Below are 20484 nucleotides of genomic sequence, written 5' to 3' on the forward strand. Positions count from 1 at the left end.
CCGTTTAGTGAATCTTGCTGACGGCCACGTGACGCAGCAGGTCATTGACCGAGGCGTGCATGACTTCGGTGAAAACTTGCGGGTACAGACCCATCCACAGCGTGCAGATGGCCAGCACGGCGAGGATGGCGAACTCGCGCCCGTTGATGTCGGTGAGTTCCTCGACATGCTTGTTGGCCACGGCGCCGAAAATCACCCGCTTGTACATCCACAGCGAGTAGGCGGCACCCATGATCAACGAGCTGGCGGCAAGGACAGCCACCCAGAAGTTGAATTCGACGGCAGCCAGGATGACCATGAATTCGCCGACGAAGCCGGAAGTCGCCGGCAGGCCGGCATTGGCCATGGTGAACAGCATGAACAGCGCAGCGAACTTCGGCATGGTGTTGACCACGCCGCCGTAATCGGCGATCTGGCGGCTATGCACGCGGTCGTACATGACGCCGATACAGAAGAACATGGCGCCGGAGACGAAGCCGTGGGAGATCATCTGCACCAGCGCGCCTTCGATGGCCAGCGCGCTGAACATGAAGAAACCGAGGGTGACGAAGCCCATGTGGGCGATCGACGAGTAGGCGACCAGTTTCTTCATGTCGGCCTGGATCAGGGCGACGAAACCGATATAAACCACGGCGATCAGCGACAGGACGATGATGAAGCCGGCCAGTTCCTGCGAGGCATCCGGCGCGATCGGCAGCGAGAAGCGCAGGAAGCCGTAGGCACCGAGCTTGAGGCCGATGGCCGCCAGCACGATGGAACCGCCGGTCGGCGCTTCGACGTGGGCATCCGGCAACCAGGTATGCACCGGCCACATCGGTACCTTGACCGCGAAAGCGATCAGGAAGGCAAGGAAGACCCAGATCTGCGGCGTCAGCTCGATCGGCAGCTTGTGCCAGTCAAGGATGGAGAAGCTGCCGCCGGACTGGAAGAACAGATACATCAGCGCCAGCAGGAAGAGCAGCGAGCCGAACAGCGTGTAGAGGAAGAACTTGAACGCTGCATAGACGCGGTTGGCACCGCCCCAGACACCGATGATAAGGTACAGCGGAATCAGCGAGGCTTCGAAGAAGACGTAGAACAGGATGCCGTCGAGCGAGCTGAAGATGCCGTTCATCAGGCCGGACATGATCAGGAAGGCTGCCATGTACTGGGCGACCTTGTTCTGGATCACTTCCCAGCCGGCAGCGACGACGATGATGGTGATGAAGGCGTTGAGCACCACGAAGAGCATCGAGATGCCATCGACACCGAGGTGGTAATTGATGTTGAAACGCGGAATCCAGTTGGCCAGTTCGACGAACTGCATGCCGCCCTGGCTGACGTCGAAGCCGAGCCACAAGGGCACGGTGACGAGGAAGCCGGCAACGGCGCCGGCGAGGGCGAGCATTCTGGCCAGCGGCGCATTGCGGTCACCGCCGGTCATCAGGACGAGCAGGCCCGCCCCGATGGGGATCCAGATGGCGAGAGATAGCAGCGGGTAATTCGACATGTTATTCCTTGCTGTTCTGCGTGCGATTCAGACTATGCGCGGTTGAGCCAGAGCGTCATCAGGGCAATCAGGCCGATGATCATCGCGAAGGCGTAGTGATAGACGAAACCGGTCTGGAAGAGGCGGCTGATGGAGGACACCCAGCCGACCAGTCGGGCCGAGCCATTGACGATCAGGCCATCGATCAGACCGACGTCGCCGCCGCGCCACAGGGCCTTGCCCAGCACCCGGGCGCCACCGGCGAAGACGAATTCGTTGATCTTGTCGAAGTAGTACTTGTTCTCGAGCAGCGTGTTGATGCCGGAGAAACGACGCTGGATCGCCGCCGGAATGTCCGGACGCTTCATGTAGAAGAACCACGACAGGGCGACACCGCCGAAGGCCAGGTAGAAGGCCGGGGTGACGAAGGCGTGCATGCCCATCGCGGCCGCGCCATGGAAGGTGCTGAGGAAGGTGGCCAGCGCCGGGTGGGCAGCCTGATCGACGTAGATCACATCCTTGAAGTAGTCACCGGCGAGCATCGGACCGATGGCAAGGTAACCGACGATCACCGACGGAATCGCCAGCAGCACCAGCGGCAGCGTCACCACCCAAGGCGTTTCGTGCGGCTTCTGGCCCGGGGCCAGGCCGTGGTGATGATCGTCGCCGTGGTCGTCATGACCGTGACCATGGTCATCCTTGCCGAAACGTTCCTCGCCATGGAAGACCAGGAAGTACATGCGGAAGGAGTAGAAGGCGGTGACGAAGACACCGGCCAGCACGGCGAAGTAGGCAAAACCGGCGCCCGGGATGTCGGAGTACTTGACCGCTTCGATGATCGAGTCCTTGGAATAGAAACCGGACAGGAAAGGCGTCCCGATCAGGGCCAGCGAACCGATCAGCGAGGTGATCCAGGTGATCGGCATGTACTTGCGCAGGCCGCCCATGTTGCGGATGTCCTGGTCGTGATGCATGCCGATGATCACCGAGCCGGCGGCAAGGAACAGCAACGCCTTGAAGAAGGCGTGCGTCATCAGGTGGAAGATCGCCACCGAGTAGGCCGATGCGCCCAGGGCGACGGTCATGTAGCCGAGCTGCGACAGCGTCGAGTAGGCGACGACGCGCTTGATGTCGTTCTGGATGATGCCGAGGAAACCCATGAACAGCGCGGTGATGGCGCCGATGACGATGACGAAGGACAGGGCCGTGGTCGACAGTTCGAACAGCGGCGAGGTCCGGGCCACCATGAAGATACCGGCGGTCACCATGGTTGCAGCGTGGATCAGTGCCGAGATCGGGGTCGGACCTTCCATCGAGTCAGGCAGCCAGACGTGCAGCGGCACTTGCGCCGACTTGCCCATGGCGCCGATGAACAGGCAGATGCAGGTGACGGTCATCAGCGACCATTCCTGATCGCCCCAGATGTTGATCGTGGCGTTGGCGAATTCCGGCGCCTTGGCAAACACCGTGGCGTAGTCGAGCGTACCGAAGTGCGCCAGGACCAGGCCGATGCCGAGGATGAAGCCGAAGTCGCCGACACGGTTGACCAGGAAGGCCTTCATGTTGGCGAAGATCGCCGTCGGCCGCGTGTACCAGAAACCGATCAACAGGTAGGAGACGAGGCCGACCGCTTCCCAGCCGAAGAACAGCTGCATGAAGTTGTTGGCCATCACCAGCATCAGCATCGAGAAGGTGAACAGCGAGATGTAGCTGAAGAAACGGTTGTAACCCGGATCATCCTGCATGTAGCCGATGGTGTAGATATGCACCATCAGCGACACCGAGGTGACGACCAGCATCATCGTCGCGGTCAGCGTGTCGATCAGGAAACCGACTTCGAAGGTGTAGGTACCGGAGGTCAGCCAGGTATAGACCGTGCCGTTGAAGGTATTGCCGGCCATCACGTCCATGAAGATCACCACCGAGGCGGCGAAGGCGATGCCGACGCCGGCGATGGTCGCGGTATGGGCGACCCAGCGCGGGATGATGCGGCAGAACAGGCCGGCGATGATGGCACCGACCAGCGGCGCCAGCGGTACGAGCAGATAGAGCGATTTCATGTCCATGTTTAACCCTTCAGGCTGCCCAGGTCATCCACATGGATGCTCTTGAGGTTGCGGAACAGCACGATCAGGATGGCCAGGCCGATGGCGGCCTCGGCCGCCGCGACGGCAAGGATGAAGAAGACGAAGACCTGCCCGGAGAGATCGCCAAGGAAATGCGAAAACGCCACGAAGTTCATGTTGACCGCCAGCAGCATCAGTTCGATGGCCATCAGCAGCACGATCAGGTTCTTCCGGTTGAGGAAGATGCCGACCACGGCGATGGCGAACAGGATCGCGCCGAGGATCAGGAAGTGCGAAAGGGAAAGTGTCAGCATGGTCGCCCCGGTCAGTCCTTTTCAACAGGCATCTGGAGCACGCGCACGCGGTCCTTGGCCTTGACGAACACCTGCGTGTTCGGATTCGAGATCTTCGATGCCTTGCGGCCGCGGAAGGTCAGCACCACGGCGGCGATCATGCCGACCAGCAGGATCACGGCGGCGAGTTCGAAGGGGAAGACGTAATCGGTCACCAGCAGCGCACCGATTTCCTTGGTGTTGGACACACCGGCCGGGACCACGACTTCCGAGATCGGCACCTGGAAGTACTTGCTGCCGAGCACCAGGCCCATTTCCAGCACCATGACCAGACCGAGCACGGCGCCGAGCGGCAGGTAGCGCCAGAAGCCTTCGCGGATGCGGTCGATGTTGATGTCGAGCATCATCACGACGAACAGGAAGAGCACCATCACTGCGCCGACATAGACGACGATCAGCGCAATGCCGAGAAACTCGGCCTGCAGCATCAGCCAGAGGCCGCCGGTGGTGAAGAAGGCGAGCATCAGGTGCAAGGCGGCATAGACCGGGTTGCGCGCGGTGATCACCCGCAGCGCGGCAAACACCAGGATCGCCGAGAGGAAGAAAAAGACAGCGGTTTGAAAATCCATTACAGGCACCTGTCAGCGGTAGGGCGCATCGAGTGCGCGGTCTTCGGCGATCTGCTGTTCGTAGCGATCACCGTTGGCCAGCAGCATCTGCTTGGTGTAGTAGAGATCACCGCGCTTCTCGCCGTGATATTCGAAAATGCGCGTCTCGACGATGGCATCGACCGGGCAGGCTTCCTCGCAGAAACCGCAGAAGATGCACTTGGTCAGATCAATGTCGTAGCGCGTCGTCCGGCGCGAACCGTCGTCGCGCGGCTCGGCCTCGATGGTGATGGCCATGGCCGGGCAGATCGCCTCGCACAACTTGCAGGCGATGCAGCGTTCCTCGCCGTTCTCGTAGCGGCGCAGCGCATGCAGGCCGCGGAAACGGAAGGACTGCGGCGTCTTTTCTTCCGGATACTGGACGGTGATCTTGCGGGCGAAGAAATACTTGCCCGTCACCGACATGCCTTTCAGCAGCTCCTTGAGGAAGAGGCTGTTGAAGACTTCCTTCATCGAACCCATTCTTCTCTCCTCAATTCCAGATGTTCAGCGGGCTGATCATCCACGCGCCGACGATGATGACCCAGAAGAAGCACAGCGGCAGGAAGACCTTCCAGCCAAGGCGCATCAGCAGGTCGTAGCGATAACGCGGGAAGGTGGCGCGGAACCACAGGAACAGGAAGAGCACGAAGGACATCTTCGCGAACATCCACCAGATTCCATCCGGCAGGAAACCGACCGGCGACAGCCAGCCCCCCAGGAACAGGATGGAGGTCAGCGCCGCCACCAGGATCATGTTCGCGTACTCGGCCAGGAAGAACAGCGCGAAGGCCATGCCCGAGTATTCGACGTGGAAACCGGCAACGATTTCCGATTCGCCTTCGGCGATGTCGAACGGTGCGCGGTTCAGTTCGGCGGTACCGGAAATCAGGTACACCAGGAACATCGGCAGCAGCGGCAGCCAGTTCCACGACAGGAAGCCCAGGCCCATGTCGGCGAACATCCCCTTGTTCTGCCCTTCAACGATGTCGATGAAGTTCAGCGTACCGGCGATCATCAGCACGGTGATCAAGGCGAAGCCCATGGCGATTTCGTACGACACCATCTGCGCTGCCGAACGCATCGCGCCGAGGAAGGCGTATTTGGAGTTCGACGCCCAGCCGGAGAGGATGACGCCATAGACGCCCATCGAGGTGATCGCCAGGATATAGAGCAGGCTGGCGTCGATGTTGGCGAGGACCAGCGTGTCGGTGAAGGGGATCACCGCCCAGGCGGCCAGCGCGGGTGCGATGGCCAGCATCGGGGCGATGACGAAGACTGCCTTGCTCGAACCGCTGGGAACGATGATTTCCTTGAGCAGCAGCTTCAGACCGTCGGCGATCGGCTGGATCAGACCCCAGGGACCGACCCGGTTGGGGCCGATACGCACCTGCATGAAGCCGATGACCTTGCGCTCGAAGTAGGTCAGGTAGGCGACGCCGAGCATCAGCGGGGCGACGATCAGCACGATCTTGATCAGGGTCCACACGGCCGGCCAGGCGCCGCCGAAGATCCCTTGTCCGAAATTCATCAGTGCGTCCATTTATGCACGCTCCACGGTGATGTCGCCGAACATTTCGCCCAGCATCGCAGTCGTCGGATGCGCCGCAGCAACGCGGACGCAGCCGGCCGGCACCTTGTCGTCGAGACGGGCGACCAGCACGGTCTCGCCGTGACCCTGGCGGACCCGTACCGAAGCGCCGGACTCGACGCCGATCGCGGCCAACGTTGCCGCGGCGGCGCGCAGCGTCGGGGCGGCGCCGTCGGCCGTCTGCAGCAGCGCCGGCGCCCGGCGGGCCAGCGGATCGGCAAAGTGAATGGGCACGTCGGCGATGCGTTGCAGGCCGTTTGCCAGCGCACCCGGCAGGGCGATGGCGACGCCGTTCAGGCCGTTATCGAGACCAGCGGCGAATTCGGCACCGGCGCCGAGCACTTCGTCACGGACCTGCTCGCTGCTGGTGTAGGCAAAGCCGTCGAGATTGAGGACGTTACCGAGCACGCGCAGCACCTTCCAGCCCGGACGGGTTTCGCCGCGCGGTTTGACGACGCCGTTGAACGACTGGATGCGGCCCTCGATATTGACGAAGGTGCCCGAGGTTTCGGTGAAGGGTGCCACCGGCAGGATCGCGTCGGCGTATTCAAGCGCCGCCGGCGACTTGAACGGCGACATGACGACGACCATCGCCGCCTGCTTCAGCGCAGCCAAGACCGGCTGCGGATTGGCGCAGTCGAGTTCCGGTTCGACACCGTACAGGACGTAGCCGCGACGCGGCTGCTCGAACATCTGGCGCGCATTGGCCTGGCTCGGCAGCGCCCAGGCCAGGTGAGCGCCGACCGTGTTGCCGCTCTCGCCGAGGAAACCGACGGTGGCCCCGGTAATGGCGCCAAGCTGGTTGGCCAGCGCGTGCAGTTGGGTGGCGTCGGCACACTGGGTGGCGACGTTGCCGAGGAAGATCGCACGCTTCTCGCCTTCGAGCAGGCTGGCGGCAATCTTGCGGCTCTCGTCGCAGACGGCGGCGTTTTCCAGACCGGCCGGGACGGCTGTGCCCTTGGCTTCGGCAGCGGCGCGAACCACCGCGGCCAGCGCCAGCGCCAGTTGCGACGGCGCCACGGTGAGGCTGCCGTAGAGTTTGATCAGTTGATCGTCGCCGGCCACCGACAACAGGCTGACCTTGGTCCACTTCTTGGCGGCCTGACGCAGGCGCTGAGCGATCAGCGGATGATCCTTACGCAGGAAGGAGCCGACCACCAGCGCGGCGTCGAGATCCTTGATCTCGGCCAGGCGCATGCCCAGCCAGGGCGCACCGGCGCGCTTGAAGTCAGTGCCGAAGTCGGACTGGCGGGCGCGGAAATCGATATTGCCGCTGCCCATGCCCTTCATCAGCTTGCCCAGCAGGAACAGTTCCTCGACCGTGGCATGCTGTGCGGCCAGCGCGGCGACGGCGTCACCGCCGTGATCGCGGACGATGTCCTTGAGGCCGTGAGCGACGTAGTCGAGAGCGACATTCCATTCGACCTCACGCCACTCGCCACCCTGCTTGACCATCGGTTTGCTCAGGCGGGCATCGGAATTCAGTGCCTGGTAGGAGAAGCGTTCCTTGTCGGAAATCCAGCACTCGTTGACCGCTTCGTTCTCGCGCGGCAGAACGCGCATCACGTTGTCGTGCTTGACCTGGACGACCAGGTTGGCGCCGACCGAATCGTGCGGGCTGACCGACTTGCGCCGTTGCAGTTCCCACGAGCGGGCGGTGTAGCGGAAAGGCTTCGAGGTCAGCGCGCCGACCGGGCACAGGTCGATCATGTTGCCGGACAGTTCGGAATCGACCGAACGACCGACGAAGGTCATGATCTCGGAGTGCATGTTGCGGTTGGCCATGCCCAGTTCCATGATGCCGGCGACTTCCTGGCCGAAACGGACGCAGCGCGTACAGTGAATGCAACGGCTCATTTCCTGCATCGAGATCAACGGGCCGACCTCCTTGTGGAAGACGACGTGCTTTTCCTCGGTGTAACGGCTCTTCATCGGGCCGTAACCGACCGACATGTCCTGCAGCTGGCATTCGCCGCCTTGATCGCAGATCGGACAGTCGAGCGGGTGGTTGATCAGCAGGAATTCCATCACCCCCTTCTGCGCCTTGACGGCCAGGTCGGAGTGGGTGAACACCTTCATCCCGTTGGTCACCGGCGTCGCGCACGCGGGCAGCGGCTTCGGCGCCTTTTCCACCTGGACCAGGCACATCCGGCAGTTGGCCGCGATGGACAATTTCTTGTGGTAGCAGAAGTGCGGGATATAGACACCCAACTGCTGCGCGGCATCCATCACCGTGCTGCCGTCGGGCACTTGCGCTTTCTTGCCGTCGATTTCGATTTCTAGCATGTCGCTACCTTGTAGCCAGTTCTTTCGTAACTAACGCGTAAGCCGTCAGGCCGGGATCTTGTGGAAGCCGCTGCCGGCCCACTGGACATCCTTCGGGACCAGACAGGTCTTGTGCTCGATGTGGTACTCGAATTCGCTGCCAAAATGCTTCAGGAAACTCTGCACCGGGAAGGCCGCCGCGTCGCCGAGCGCGCAGATGGTCCGTCCGGCGATGTTGCCGAGCACGCTGTTGAGCAGGTCGAGGTCTTCCGGCTTGCCCTGCCCGTTCTCGATGCGATGCACGACCTTGTACATCCAGGCCGTACCTTCGCGGCAGGGGGTGCATTGGCCGCAGGATTCCTCATGGTAGAAGAAGGACAGACGCTCCAGCGCCTTGACCATGCACACCGTCTCGTCCATGACGATGACCGCGCCGGAACCGAGCATCGACCCGCCCTTGCTGATCGAGTCGTAATCCATGGTGCAGTCCATGATCACGTCGGCCGGCATGACCGGCGCCGACGAACCGCCGGGGATGACCGCCTTCAGCTTGCGCCCGCCGCGCATGCCGCCGCACATTTCGAGCAGGGTCGAGAACGGCGTGCCGAGCGGGATTTCGTAGTTGCCCGGGCGATTGACGTGGCCGGACACCGAGAACAGCTTGGTGCCGCCGTTGTTCGGCTTGCCCAGGTTGAGGAATTCCTCGCCGCCCATCTTCAGGATGAAGGGGATGGAAGCGAAGGTCTCGGTGTTGTTGATCGTCGTCGGCCGGCCGTACAGACCGAAGGAAGCCGGGAACGGCGGCTTGAAGCGCGGCTGGCCCTTCTTACCCTCGATCGATTCGAGCAGCGCGGTTTCCTCGCCGCAGATGTAGGCGCCGTAACCGTGATGGGCAAACAGTTCGAAGCCGAACTGGGTACCGAGGATGTTCTGACCGAGCAGACCGGCGGCGCGGGCTTCGTCGAGCGCTTCCTCGAAGCGCTTGTAGATTTCCCAGATTTCGCCGTGCACGTAGTTGTAGCCACGATTGGCGCCCATCGCGAAACCGGCGATGATCATGCCCTCAATGACCGCATGCGGGTTGTAGCGCATGATGTCGCGGTCCTTGAAGGTCCCCGGTTCACCTTCGTCGGTATTGCAGACGACGTACTTGTCACCAGGGAAGGAGCGCGGCATGAACGACCACTTCAGACCGGTCGGGAAACCGGCGCCGCCACGGCCACGCAGGACCGACTTCTTGACTTCGCCGATGACGTCTTCCTGGGTCATGCCGGTCTGCAGGATGCGCTTCAACTGCTCATAGCCGCCACGGGCGACGTAATCCTTCAGGCGCCAGCCGTCATCACCATTCAGGCCGGCCATCAGGACCGGATTGATTGCCCCCATCATGGCCATTATTTGCACTCCTCGAGGAGCTTGTCGATCTGTTCCGGATGCATGTGGCTGCACATCGAGCGGTTATTGACGATGAACACCGGCGCGTCACCGCAGGCGCCCATGCACTCGCCTTCCTTGAGCGTGAACTTGCCGTCGGCAGTGGTCTCACCGTAACCGACGCCGAGCTTCTGCTGCAGGTACTCGCCGGCGTGATAGCCGCCGGACAGCGCGCACGGCAGGTTGGTACACACCGTGATCTTGTACTTGCCGACCGGCTTCAGGTCGTACATGTTGTAGAAGGAAGCAACCTCGTAGGCAGCGATCGGCGGCATGCCGAGATAATCGGCAACGGCTTCGATGGCCTCGGGCGGCAGCCAGCCCTTTTCTTCCTGGGCGTGGGCCAGACAGGCCATGACGGCCGACTGCTTCTGCTCGGCGGGGTACTTGGCGACCTCGCGGGCGAATTTCTGTAGGGTGTCAGCGGAAAACATCAGCGGTCAATCTCGCCAAAAACAACATCCTGGGAACCGATGATCGTCACGACGTCGGCCAGCATGTGGCCCTTCGCCATTTCGTCCATCGCCGCCAGATGCGCAAAGCCCGGCGCGCGGATCTTCATCCGGTAGGGCTTGTTGGCACCGTCGGAAACGAAATAGATGCCGAACTCGCCCTTCGGATGTTCGATCGCGGCATAGGCCTCGCCCGGCGGCACGTGGATGCCTTCGGTGAACAGCTTGAAGTGGTGGATCAGCTCTTCCATGTTCGACTTCATCGCCTCGCGGTTCGGCGGTGCCACCTTGTGATTGTCGGTGATCACCGGACCCGGGTTGGCGCGCAACCAGGCGATGCACTGCTTGATGATGCGGTTCGACTGGAGCATTTCCTCCATGCGCACCAGGTAGCGGTCATAGCTGTCGCCATTGACGCCGACCGGCACATCGAAGTCGACCTTGTCGTAGGCCGCGTAGGGCTGCTTCTTGCGCAGATCCCAGGCAATCCCGGAACCGCGCAGCATGGCGCCGGTGAAGCCCAGTTGCATGGCCCGTTCCGGGCTGACCACGCCGACATGGACCAGACGCTGTTTCCAGATCCGGTTGTCGGTCAGCAGCGTGTGGTACTCGGCATGGTATTTCGGGAAGCGGTCGGTGAAATCCTCGAGGAAGTCGAGCAGCGAACCACTGCGATTGTCGTTGAGTTCCTTGGCCTTCTTGGCGCTGGTCCAGGTGGACTCGCGGTACTGCGGCATGCGGTCCGGCAGGTCGCGATAGACGCCGCCCGGACGGTAGTAGGCCGCGTGCAGACGCGCACCGCAGACCGCCTCGTAGGCATCCATCAGGTCTTCGCGTTCGCGGAAGGTGTACAGTGCCATGGTCATCGCGCCGACGTCGAGGGCGTGACAGCCGATCCACAACAGGTGGTTGAGGATACGCGTGACTTCGTCGAACATCGTGCGGATGTACTTGCCGCGCTCTGGCACTTCGAGCTGCAGCAGCTTCTCGACGCCGAGGCAGTAGGCGTGTTCGTTACACATCGTCGACACGTAGTCGAGACGGTCCATGTAGGGCACGGACTGGACCCAGGTCCGGGTTTCGGCCAGCTTTTCGGTGGCGCGGTGGAGCAGGCCGATGTGCGGATCGGCACGCTGGACGACTTCGCCGTCCATTTCCAGCACCAGACGCAGCACGCCGTGCGCGGCCGGGTGTTGCGGACCGAAGTTGAGGGTGTAGTTGCGGATATCAGCCATGTGCCGGATCCCCGTAGGTGTCTTCGCGGACGATGCGCGGCGTGTTCTCGCGCGGTTCGATGGTAACGGGCTGGTAGATCACGCGACCCTGATCCGGGTCATAGCGCATCTCGACATGGCCCGAAATCGGGAAATCCTTGCGGAAGGGATGACCGATGAAACCGTAGTCGGTCAGGATGCGGCGCAGATCCTCGTGACCGACATAGGCGATGCCGTAGAGGTCGAAGGACTCGCGCTCGAACCAGTTGGCACTGGTCCACAGCGAGGTCACCGAATCAACTGCCGGGAAATCGTCGTTATCGGCGAAGACGCGGACGCGCAGGCGAACGTTGTGGGCAATCGACAGCAGATGCACGGTCGTCGCAAAACGCTTGCCGGTCCAGGCACCGTCGCCCCAGGTCGAGTAATCGACGCCGCAGAGGTCGATCAATTCCTCGAAGGAAAGGTCGGCGTCGTCGCGCAGCGTCTGCATGAAGGCAAAATAATCGTTGGCGGCGACTTCCACGGTCAGCTCACCGAGGGCGAGCTTGGTCGACAGCAGCTTGTCTCCGAAACGATCCTGCAATTTCTGGCTAAGCGTTTCCAGCTTGGCGGACATAGGGATCAGCCTCGAAAGTTAGCGGGCAATGGTATTGGTGCGGCGGATCTTGTTCTGCAGCTGGATCAGCCCGTAGAGCAGGGCCTCAGCCGTCGGCGGACAGCCCGGCACATAGATGTCGACCGGGACGATGCGGTCGCAGCCGCGCACCACCGAGTAGGAATAGTGATAGTAGCCACCGCCATTGGCACAGGAGCCCATGGAAATGACCCAGCGCGGCTCGGCCATCTGGTCATAGACCTTGCGCAGCGCCGGCGCCATCTTGTTGGTCAGCGTGCCGGCGACGATCATCACGTCGGACTGACGCGGACTCGGCCGAAAGACGATGCCGAAGCGGTCCAGGTCATAGCGGGAACAGCCGGCGTGGATCATCTCCACGGCGCAGCAGGCCAAGCCAAAGGTCATCGGCCACATCGAGCCGGTGCGCATGTAGTTGATGAGTTTGTCAGCCGTGGTGGTGACAAAACCCTCTTGCAGAATCCCTTCGATTGCCATTTGGCGCCCTCATTCCCACTCAAGCGCACCCTTGGCCCAGGCGTAGATGTCGCCCAGTGCCAGAATGCCCATGAAGATCAACATTTCGACGAAGCCGAAAACCTTCAGCGAATCGATTGCCACCATGTCCGAGAAAACGACCGCCCACGGTACGAGGAAGGCGATTTCGAGGTCGAACAGGATGAACAGGATCGCAACCAGGTAATAGCGCACGTCGAATTTCATGCGCGCGTCTTCGAAGGCCTCGAAGCCGCATTCATAGGGCGAGAGCTTTTCGGGATCCGGGCGACGCGGAGCGAGCACAAAGCCCATCGCCATCGGCAAGACACCGACCGCGACCCCCACGAGCACGAACATCAGGATTGGAAAGTAGGCTTCCATGATCCGCCGCCAAGTTGTAAGTTTTTATTCGGGACGACCGGATTGCAACGGCCAGCCCACTTTATATTTTGGTGCCGACGGCGAGACTCGAACTCGCACAGCTTGCGCCACTACCCCCTCAAGATAGCGTGTCTACCAATTTCACCACGTCGGCACGTGTATTTTTCAACCCACCCGACGAGGACTCGTGCCGGGCGAATTTCCTTGCGTTACTTTGAAATTACTTCGGTACTTCCTGCGCCTTCGAACCCGCACCAGCAGGCGCTCCGGCGGCCTCGCCAGCAGCCGGAACCACCGTCGAAACAGGCTGCGATTGTACAGCCTCTTGCATCAGACTACCAGCCGTTTTTGGCTTGTCTGAGGCAATGTAGGCCAGCGAAAGACTGGTCAGGAAGAACACCGTCGCCAGCACCGCAGTGGTACGGCTGAGAAAGTTCGCCGACCCCGACGCACCGAACAGGCTGCCCGAGGAACCGCTACCGAAAGCCGCTCCCATGTCGGCGCCCTTGCCGTGCTGCATCAGCACCAGGCCGATGATCGCCAGGGCGACCAGGATATGGACCGTCAAAACCACAGAAAACAACCAGTTCATTTTTATGCCTATCAGTTTGCGGCGCGACAAATCGCCAAGAAATCTTCTGCCACCAGGGAAGCCCCACCGATCAGACCACCATCGATGTCCTGCTGCCCGAACAACTCCTGCGCATTTTGCGGCTTGACACTACCGCCATAGAGGATGCGCACCTCCGCTGCCACCGCTGCATCGTGCGCCGCCAGACAGGCCCGAATGTGGGCATGCACCGCCTGCGCCTGCGCCGGCGTCGCCGTCAGCCCCGTACCGATGGCCCACACCGGCTCATAAGCCAGCACGACACCCGACAACGCGGCAACACCAACACGATCCAGAACCGCCTGCAACTGCCGCGAGACAACCGCTTCCGTCTGCCCGGCCTCACGCTCAGCCAGGGTTTCGCCGAGACACAGCACCGGCACCAGACCGGCGGCAAGTGCCGCAGCCAGCTTGGCCGCAACCACGGCATCGGACTCGCCGAACAGGCTGCGTCGCTCGGAATGACCGACCAGCACATAACGACAGCCAAACTCCCGCAGCATTTCCGCCCCGACTTCGCCAGTGAAGGCGCCCGCCGGGTATTCGCTCAGGGTCTGCGCCCCCAGCCCGACCGGACTGGCCAAAAGCACGGCCTGCGCCTGTGCCAGATAAGGGAAAGGCGGACAGACCATGACTTCGCAGGGGACATCGCCCAGACCGGCGAGAATATCCGCCAGCAATCCGCCATTGGCGGAAAGGCTGCCGTTCATCTTCCAGTTTCCAGCGACTAGCTTGCGGCGCATGGCTCGGTGATTCCGATGGCTAAAACCTGAGGATTATATCGATTGGCCACCCGGCCGGTCAATGCTCACCCCTCGCCAGCCGCCACCCTGACCGCCGCCGCAATCTCTTCGGCAGCGGCAACAACCGCCTGCGCATCCTCGCCTTCGACCATCACCCGTAGCAGCGGCTCGGTCCCCGAAGGACGCAGCAGGACACGGCCACGACCGTCAAGACGCCGCTCGACGAGATCGCGGGCTGCCGCGATGGCCGGGCTGGCTTGCCAGTCGAAGCCGCGAACGACCGGGACGTTGATCAGTTTCTGCGGATAAAGCGGCAAGGCACCAAGCAGGGTCTTGAGGTCGCCGCCCGACTCGCGCAAGGCGGCCAGCACCTGCAGGCCGGCGATGATGCCGTCGCCGGTCGAATGACGGTCCAGAGCCAGGATGTGTCCGGAATTTTCGCCGCCGAACAGCCAGCCGTTGCGATGCAGCGCCTCGACCACATAGCGATCGCCGACTGCCGCCCGCACGAAGGGAATATTCATCCCGGCCAGCGCCCGCTCCAGCGAAAGATTGCTCATCAGCGTACCGACCACGCCATTGACCGGCCCCTTGGCGGCACGACTGCGAACGATGGCCATCAGCAACTGGTCGCCGTCGTAAAGATTGCCCTCGGCGTCGACCATCATGATGCGGTCGGCGTCACCGTCGAGTGCGATGCCGAGATCGGCACGATTGACCAGGACCGCATCGCACAGCGCCTTCGGCGCGGTCGCCCCGACCTTCTCGTTGATGTTCAGGCCGTTCGGCTGGCCGCCGATCACCACCACCTCCGCCCCCAGTTCATGGAACACGTCCGGGGCGATGTGATAGGCGGCACCGTGCGCGCAATCGACAACGATCTTCAGTCCGCGCAGGTCGAATTCGTTGGGGAAGGTGCTCTTGCAGAACTCGATGTAGCGACCGCGGGCATCGTCGATCCGGCGCGCCCGGCCAAGATCCGGCGACTGGACGCAGACGATCTCCTGATCGATGCCGGCCTCGATGGCCTGCTCAACCTCGTCGGGCAACTTGGTGCCCTGCGCCGAGAAAAACTTGATTCCGTTGTCGTAGTAGGGATTATGCGACGCCGAAATCACGATCCCGGCCTGCAGGCGCAGCGCCCGGGTCAGGTAGGCGATGGCCGGGGTCGGCATCGGCCCGACCAGGCAGACATCGACACCGGCCGCCGAAAACCCCGCCTCCAGCGCCGATTCCAGCATGTACCCGGAAACCCGGGTGTCCTTGCCGATGAGCACGGACGGACGCTCGCCGGCGGGCATTTCGCCCTTGGCCAGCAGCACCTTGCCGGCCGAATAGCCGAGGCGCATCACGAAGTCCGGGGTAATCGGCGCCTGCCCCACCCGACCGCGCACGCCGTCGGTACCGAAATATTTTCTCGTCACGCTCACTCTCCCTGTTTCAACGCCGACCAGACCGCCAGCGCATCTCTTGTTTCCGCGACATCATGAACCCGCAGGATCGCCGCGCCGCGCTGCGCCGCCAGTACGGCCGCCGTCACACTGGCAGCCAGGCGCTCACCGACCGGCCGCCCGGTGATCTGACCGAGCATCGACTTGCGCGACACGCCGACCAGCACCGGCAACGCCGCATCATCGCGGCGCATGGCCCGGAACAGCGAAACATTATGCTCGAGCGTCTTGCCGAAGCCGAAGCCGGGATCGACGATCAGCCGCTCGCGCGCGATACCTGCAGCCAGGCAACGCGCCACTGTTGCCGCCAGCCAGTCATCGACCTCGGCGACGACATCGGTGTACACCGGCGCCTGCTGCATCGTTCCGGGAACCCCCTGCATGTGCATCACGCACACCGCGCAATCACTGCCGGCCACGGCCGACAGCGCCGCGTCACTGGCCATTCCGGCAATGTCATTGATCATGCTCGCGCCGGCTTCCAGCGCAGCGCGCATGACTTCGGGCTTGTAGGTATCGACCGAAACCGGCACTCCCCAGCCAGTAATCTCGCGCAGAACCGGCAACAGACGGCGCAATTCCTCGTCAACCGGGGTCGGTACGGCACCGGGGCGCGACGATTCGGCACCGATATCGAGAATGTCGGCGCCGGCATCGAGTTGCGCTCGCGCATGGGCAATCGCCCGGTCTAAATCGCCAGTCAGACCGTCGCCGGAAAATGAATCCGGCGTCAGGTTGACGATGCCCATGATCAGCGGGCGTTCACGCCCCAGCCGGTATTTGCCGCAGTGAATGGTATTCATGATGAAAAAAGCCGGGAGCACGCTCCCGGCTTGTTCGATAGCTTTCGATCAGGCCGTTGCCGGAGCGCTCGGCTCGGCATCAGGCTTTTCGTCCGGCGGACTGGAAGGCTTGATGTCCTGCTTCGGCTTGGGTTCCCGCGGCGGCTTGCCGGCCATGATGTCGTCGATCTGGTCGGCATCGATGGTTTCCCATTCGAGCAGCGCCTTGGTCATCGCTTCAACCTTGTCGCGATTGTCTTCGAGCAACTGACGGGCCAGCGCGTATTGCTGGTCGATGATGCGACGAATCTCGGCATCGACCTTCTGCATCGTCGCTTCCGAAACGTTCTTGTGCTGGGTGACCGAGCGACCAAGGAAAACCTCGCCCTCGTTCTCGCCATAGACCATCACGCCGAGATCGGACATGCCATAGCGCGTCACCATGTCACGCGCCATCGCCGTTGCCCGCTCGAAGTCGTTGGAAGCGCCGGTGGTCATCTGGTTCATGAACAGTTCTTCGGCAATACGCCCACCGAACAACACGGCAATGCGCGACATCAGATACTGCTTGTCGTAAGCGTAGCGGTCCTGTTCGGGCAACTGCATGGTCAAGCCGAGGGCGCGACCGCGCGGAATGATCGTGACCTTGTGCACCGGGTCCGACTTCGGCACCAGCTTGGCAACCACGGCATGACCCGACTCGTGGTAGGCCGTGTTCATCTTTTCTTCCTCGGTCATGACCATGCTGCGCCGCTCGGCGCCCATCATGATCTTGTCCTTGGCCATTTCGAAGTCGTCCATGTCCACCAGACGCTTGTTGCGCCGGGCAGCGAACAGCGCCGCCTCATTGACCAGATTGGCCAGGTCGGCACCGGAGAACCCCGGCGTACCACGGGCGATCACGTCGGCCTTGATATCGCCGGCAATCGGCACCTTGCGCATGTGCACCTTGAGGATTTCCTCACGGCCGCGGATATCCGGCAGCGGCACGACGACCTGACGGTCGAAACGGCCCGGACGCAGCAGCGCCGGATCAAGGATGTCCGGACGGTTGGTCGCCGCAATGACGATGATGCCCGAATGGCCTTCGAAACCATCCATCTCGACCAGCAACTGGTTCAGCGTCTGTTCGCGTTCGTCGTTACCGCCGCCCAGACCGGCGCCGCGATGGCGACCGACGGCATCGATTTCATCGATGAACAGGATGCACGGCGCGTGCTTCTTGGCGTTTTCGAACATGTCGCGAACGCGGGCCGCGCCGACGCCGACGAACATTTCGACGAAATCGGAACCCGAGATGCTGAAGAAAGGCACCTTGGCTTCGCCGGCGATGGCCTTGGCCAGCAGGGTCTTGCCGGTACCCGGGTTGCCGACCATGAGCACGCCCTTGGGAATGCGACCACCAAGCTTCTGGAACTTGGACGGGTCACGCAGGAAATCGACGATTTCCTGGACTTCTTCCTTGGCTTCGTCGCAACCGGCGACATCGGCGAAGGTGATGGCGTTGGTGGACTCGTCCATCATCCGCGCCTTCGACTTGCCGAAGGAAAACGCACCGCCCTTGCCGCCGCCCTGCATCTGGCGCATGAAGAAGACCCAGACGCCGATCAGCAGCAGCATCGGGAACCAGCTGACGAAGATGTTCATCAGGAAGGAGGGTTCTTCTTCCGGTTTGGCCTCGATCTTGACGTCGTACTTCAACAGGTCGGAGACCAGCCACAAATCCGGCGGCGCATAACTGGTGATACGTCGGCCTTCGGTCGTCGTCGCCTTCAACGTGCGGCCTTCCATGACCACCTTGGCGATACGCCCCTGCTTCACTTCCTCGAGAAACTGGGAATACTCGACGGCACCAGTCGCCACCTGGCGGGTGTTGAACTGATTGAACACGGTCATCAGCACGAGGCCGATCACCATCCAGATTGCGAGATTTTTGAACATGTTGTTCAAGCGTGCTCTCCTTCTGCTTCGTCGAGCGATAAAAACACCATTCTAAACAAAACCATCACCGCAATGTGCGGCCGAGCAGGTAAATCTCCGGACTGCGGTCTCGTGAAGCATCCGGCTTGCGCACGGCAACGGTACGGAAAGTCTCGCGCATTGCCTTGACGAAAGCTTCGTAATCGCTGCCCTGGAAAACTTTGACCAGAAAAGCGCCATCGGGTTTCAAATGCGCCCGCGAGAACTCAAGCCCCAGTTCCGCCAGGTGCATCACCCTGGCCTGATCGACCAGCGGTACACCGGACATGTTGGGGGCCATGTCGGACATTACAAGCCCGACCCGGCGGTCTCCGAGTTTTTCTTCGAGCTGACGCAGCACTTCATCCTCACGAAAATCGCCCTGAATGAAGTGCACGCCGTGGATCGGGTCCATTTCCAGCAGGTCGAGCGCAAACACCAGCCCGCCGCCGCCAACCCGCTGCACCGCCACCTGCGACCAGCCGCCCGGCGTGGCCCCCAGGTCGACGACCACCTCGCCATGCTTGAGCAACTTGTCCTTGTCGTCGATCTCCATCAGCTTGAAAGCAGCGCGCGAACGCCAGCCCTCCTTCTTGGCGAGCTGGACGTAGGGGTCGTTCACATGCTCGCGCATCCACGCCTTGCTGGTTCTGGTTCGTTTCATTCGGTAAAATGCCGTTTTTGAAAGGTTTTCACATGCAACAACTGAACTCTGCCCAGGTCCGCGAACTGCGCGCCCAGGCCCATGGCCTCAATCCGGTCGTCTCGATTTCCGAAAACGGCCTGACCGACGCCGTCCTCAAGGAAATCGACGTCTGCCTGAAGGCGCACGAACTGATCAAGATCCGCGTCTATGGCGACAGCCGTGAGGATCGCCTGGCCTACTACGAACGTATCTGCCAGGAACTTGCTGCGGCGCCGGTCCAGCACATCGGCAAGCTGCTGGTCGTCTATCGCGAGAATCCGGACAAATCCGCAGCGAAGAATACGGCAAAACCGCGTCCGGCGGCACCGCGCCGTACCAAGCGCAGCTTCCAGGGTTGATTCAGCGCAGCCCTCGCCCGCTCCACAACAGCAGACACAAACCGAGCAGGCTCTGGATCAGGTAAACGATGCTCGAAATCCCGTGCCAGGCAGCGAAGCGATCACGAACGACGCTCGCCATCGCTTCCTGTGCCGCGGCCGCCAGCTTGAGTTGCTCCATCAGCGGCTGAATTCCGAACAACTGGGCGGCCGCCAGCGCCGCCATCAGCAGAACCAGCCACAGTCCGGCACCGCGCAAAGCACGCACGCCGTGCCGCGCGAGCAGAAACACCACCAGATAGGCAGCCGCCCCCAGACCGATCCAGCCGATCAAGGCAAACAGTTTGCCGGCCACCATGCCGGCCAACTGACGGTCGCCGAGATTGGCGAACAGGACCGGCGCCACCAGATAGCCGATGACCCACAAACCACCGATCCACAAGGTGATCGCAAACAGGTAGAGGGCTTCGGACAGGCGGCGCATGATTATTCGTAGCGGACGTCGAGAATCTCGAATTCCCGGATACCTCCTGGCGCCTGGACCTGGGCGATATCGCCGGCATACTTGCCGATCAGCGCCCGGGCCATCGGCGAAGCCACCGACAGCTTGCCATTCTTGATGTCAGCCTCGTCCTCGCCGACGATCTGGTAAATGACGACCTCGCCGCTGTCCTGATCCTCGATCTCGACAGTGGCGCCGAATACGCAACGTCCGTCGGCGTCGAGCAGCTTGGGATCGATGATCTGGGCGTTCGACAGCTTGCCTTCGACCTCCTGGATGCGCCCCTCGATGAAGCCCTGGCGCTCCTTGGCCGCATCGTACTCGGCGTTTTCGGAGAGATCACCGTGGGCACGCGCCTCGGCGATCGCAGCGATCACCCAGGGGCGATCGACGGTCTTCAGCCGATGCAGCTCCTCGCGGAGTTTTTCGGCGCCAGTTACGGTCAACGGAACTTTGCTCATCTCTTTTCCCTGCAAAAGCAAAACCGCC

22 protein-coding genes and 1 tRNA gene are annotated in these 20484 nt (G+C 62.0%); 1 reads left to right on the forward strand and 22 read right to left on the reverse strand.

What is annotated here, in order from left to right; translation table 11 throughout:
• Positions 1-4: 4 nt before the first annotated feature.
• The 20 genes from Q0799_RS13280 to rlmE form a co-directional block, all read right to left on the reverse strand.
• Positions 5-1489, reverse strand: a complete 1485-nt coding sequence (locus Q0799_RS13280) for an NADH-quinone oxidoreductase subunit M (RefSeq protein WP_028994593.1) — start codon at positions 1487-1489, stop codon at positions 5-7.
• Between the two features lie 32 nt (positions 1490-1521).
• On the reverse strand, positions 1522-3534 hold the full coding sequence (gene nuoL, locus Q0799_RS13285; RefSeq protein ID WP_298399154.1) for an NADH-quinone oxidoreductase subunit L: 2013 nt from the start codon (positions 3532-3534) through the stop codon (positions 1522-1524).
• 2 nt (positions 3535-3536) lie between these two features.
• Complete coding sequence (gene nuoK / locus Q0799_RS13290) at positions 3537-3845, reverse strand: NADH-quinone oxidoreductase subunit NuoK (protein WP_211226400.1); 309 nt, start codon at positions 3843-3845, stop codon at positions 3537-3539.
• Positions 3846-3859: 14 nt separating this feature from the next.
• Positions 3860-4456, reverse strand: coding sequence for an NADH-quinone oxidoreductase subunit J (locus Q0799_RS13295; protein WP_298399155.1), 597 nt, complete (start codon positions 4454-4456; stop codon positions 3860-3862).
• A gap of 12 nt (positions 4457-4468) precedes the next feature.
• Entirely contained in the window at positions 4469-4957 is a 489-nt protein-coding gene (nuoI, locus tag Q0799_RS13300) for an NADH-quinone oxidoreductase subunit NuoI (RefSeq protein WP_028994589.1), read from the reverse strand.
• Positions 4958-4967: 10 nt separating this feature from the next.
• Positions 4968-6017 carry an NADH-quinone oxidoreductase subunit NuoH gene (nuoH, locus tag Q0799_RS13305; RefSeq protein ID WP_298399156.1) on the reverse strand — a complete coding sequence of 350 codons (1050 nt, stop codon included), beginning with the start codon at positions 6015-6017 and terminating at the stop codon, positions 4968-4970.
• A complete protein-coding gene (gene nuoG, locus Q0799_RS13310) occupies positions 6018-8351 on the reverse strand; it encodes an NADH-quinone oxidoreductase subunit NuoG (RefSeq protein ID WP_298399158.1) in 2334 nt (777 codons plus the stop codon).
• A 45-nt stretch (positions 8352-8396) separates the two neighbouring features.
• Positions 8397-9716, reverse strand: coding sequence for an NADH-quinone oxidoreductase subunit NuoF (gene nuoF, locus Q0799_RS13315; protein WP_298399252.1), 1320 nt, complete (start codon positions 9714-9716; stop codon positions 8397-8399).
• An 8-nt stretch (positions 9717-9724) separates the two neighbouring features.
• Complete coding sequence (nuoE, locus tag Q0799_RS13320) at positions 9725-10198, reverse strand: NADH-quinone oxidoreductase subunit NuoE (RefSeq protein ID WP_028994585.1); 474 nt, start codon at positions 10196-10198, stop codon at positions 9725-9727.
• A complete protein-coding gene (locus Q0799_RS13325) occupies positions 10198-11451 on the reverse strand; it encodes an NADH-quinone oxidoreductase subunit D (RefSeq protein WP_298399159.1) in 1254 nt (417 codons plus the stop codon). Before Q0799_RS13325 ends, nuoE begins: the two co-directional genes overlap by 1 nt.
• Entirely contained in the window at positions 11444-12049 is a 606-nt protein-coding gene (locus tag Q0799_RS13330; protein WP_028994583.1) for an NADH-quinone oxidoreductase subunit C, read from the reverse strand. The genes Q0799_RS13325 and Q0799_RS13330 overlap by 8 nt, the downstream gene beginning before the upstream one ends.
• A gap of 18 nt (positions 12050-12067) precedes the next feature.
• Positions 12068-12544 (reverse strand): NADH-quinone oxidoreductase subunit B family protein, encoded by a 477-nt coding sequence (locus Q0799_RS13335; RefSeq protein ID WP_028994582.1) that lies wholly within the window; start codon positions 12542-12544, stop codon positions 12068-12070.
• Between the two features lie 9 nt (positions 12545-12553).
• Positions 12554-12928: an NADH-quinone oxidoreductase subunit A gene (gene ndhC, locus Q0799_RS13340; RefSeq protein ID WP_366940785.1), complete on the reverse strand. Its 375-nt coding sequence runs from the start codon at positions 12926-12928 to the stop codon at positions 12554-12556.
• 66 nt (positions 12929-12994) lie between these two features.
• Positions 12995-13079 (reverse strand) — tRNA-Leu (locus tag Q0799_RS13345).
• Between the two features lie 66 nt (positions 13080-13145).
• Positions 13146-13517 (reverse strand): preprotein translocase subunit SecG, encoded by a 372-nt coding sequence (gene secG, locus Q0799_RS13350; protein WP_298399166.1) that lies wholly within the window; start codon positions 13515-13517, stop codon positions 13146-13148.
• Between the two features lie 11 nt (positions 13518-13528).
• Positions 13529-14278 (reverse strand): triose-phosphate isomerase, encoded by a 750-nt coding sequence (gene tpiA / locus Q0799_RS13355; protein ID WP_298399169.1) that lies wholly within the window; start codon positions 14276-14278, stop codon positions 13529-13531.
• Between the two features lie 65 nt (positions 14279-14343).
• Entirely contained in the window at positions 14344-15702 is a 1359-nt protein-coding gene (gene glmM / locus Q0799_RS13360; RefSeq protein ID WP_298399171.1) for a phosphoglucosamine mutase, read from the reverse strand.
• A gap of 2 nt (positions 15703-15704) precedes the next feature.
• Entirely contained in the window at positions 15705-16532 is an 828-nt protein-coding gene (gene folP / locus Q0799_RS13365; protein ID WP_298399174.1) for a dihydropteroate synthase, read from the reverse strand.
• A 48-nt stretch (positions 16533-16580) separates the two neighbouring features.
• Positions 16581-18461: an ATP-dependent zinc metalloprotease FtsH gene (gene ftsH, locus Q0799_RS13370; protein ID WP_298399177.1), complete on the reverse strand. Its 1881-nt coding sequence runs from the start codon at positions 18459-18461 to the stop codon at positions 16581-16583.
• A gap of 55 nt (positions 18462-18516) precedes the next feature.
• Positions 18517-19134 (reverse strand): 23S rRNA (uridine(2552)-2'-O)-methyltransferase RlmE, encoded by a 618-nt coding sequence (rlmE, locus tag Q0799_RS13375; RefSeq protein ID WP_298399179.1) that lies wholly within the window; start codon positions 19132-19134, stop codon positions 18517-18519.
• A gap of 32 nt (positions 19135-19166) precedes the next feature.
• Here rlmE and Q0799_RS13380 point away from each other — a divergent pair, with 32 nt between their 5' ends.
• Positions 19167-19514: a YhbY family RNA-binding protein gene (locus Q0799_RS13380; RefSeq protein WP_298399181.1), complete on the forward strand. Its 348-nt coding sequence runs from the start codon at positions 19167-19169 to the stop codon at positions 19512-19514.
• 1 nt (position 19515) lies between these two features.
• Here Q0799_RS13380 and Q0799_RS13385 read toward each other — a convergent pair whose 3' ends face one another.
• Both Q0799_RS13385 and greA read right to left on the reverse strand, forming a co-directional pair.
• Positions 19516-19977: a DUF4149 domain-containing protein gene (locus Q0799_RS13385; RefSeq protein ID WP_298399183.1), complete on the reverse strand. Its 462-nt coding sequence runs from the start codon at positions 19975-19977 to the stop codon at positions 19516-19518.
• Between the two features lie 2 nt (positions 19978-19979).
• Complete coding sequence (gene greA, locus Q0799_RS13390) at positions 19980-20456, reverse strand: transcription elongation factor GreA (protein WP_298399185.1); 477 nt, start codon at positions 20454-20456, stop codon at positions 19980-19982.
• Positions 20457-20484 lie beyond the last annotated feature (28 nt).

It is taken from the genome of uncultured Azonexus sp., from assembly GCF_937982035.1.
GTDB lineage: Bacteria > Pseudomonadota > Gammaproteobacteria > Burkholderiales > Rhodocyclaceae > Azonexus.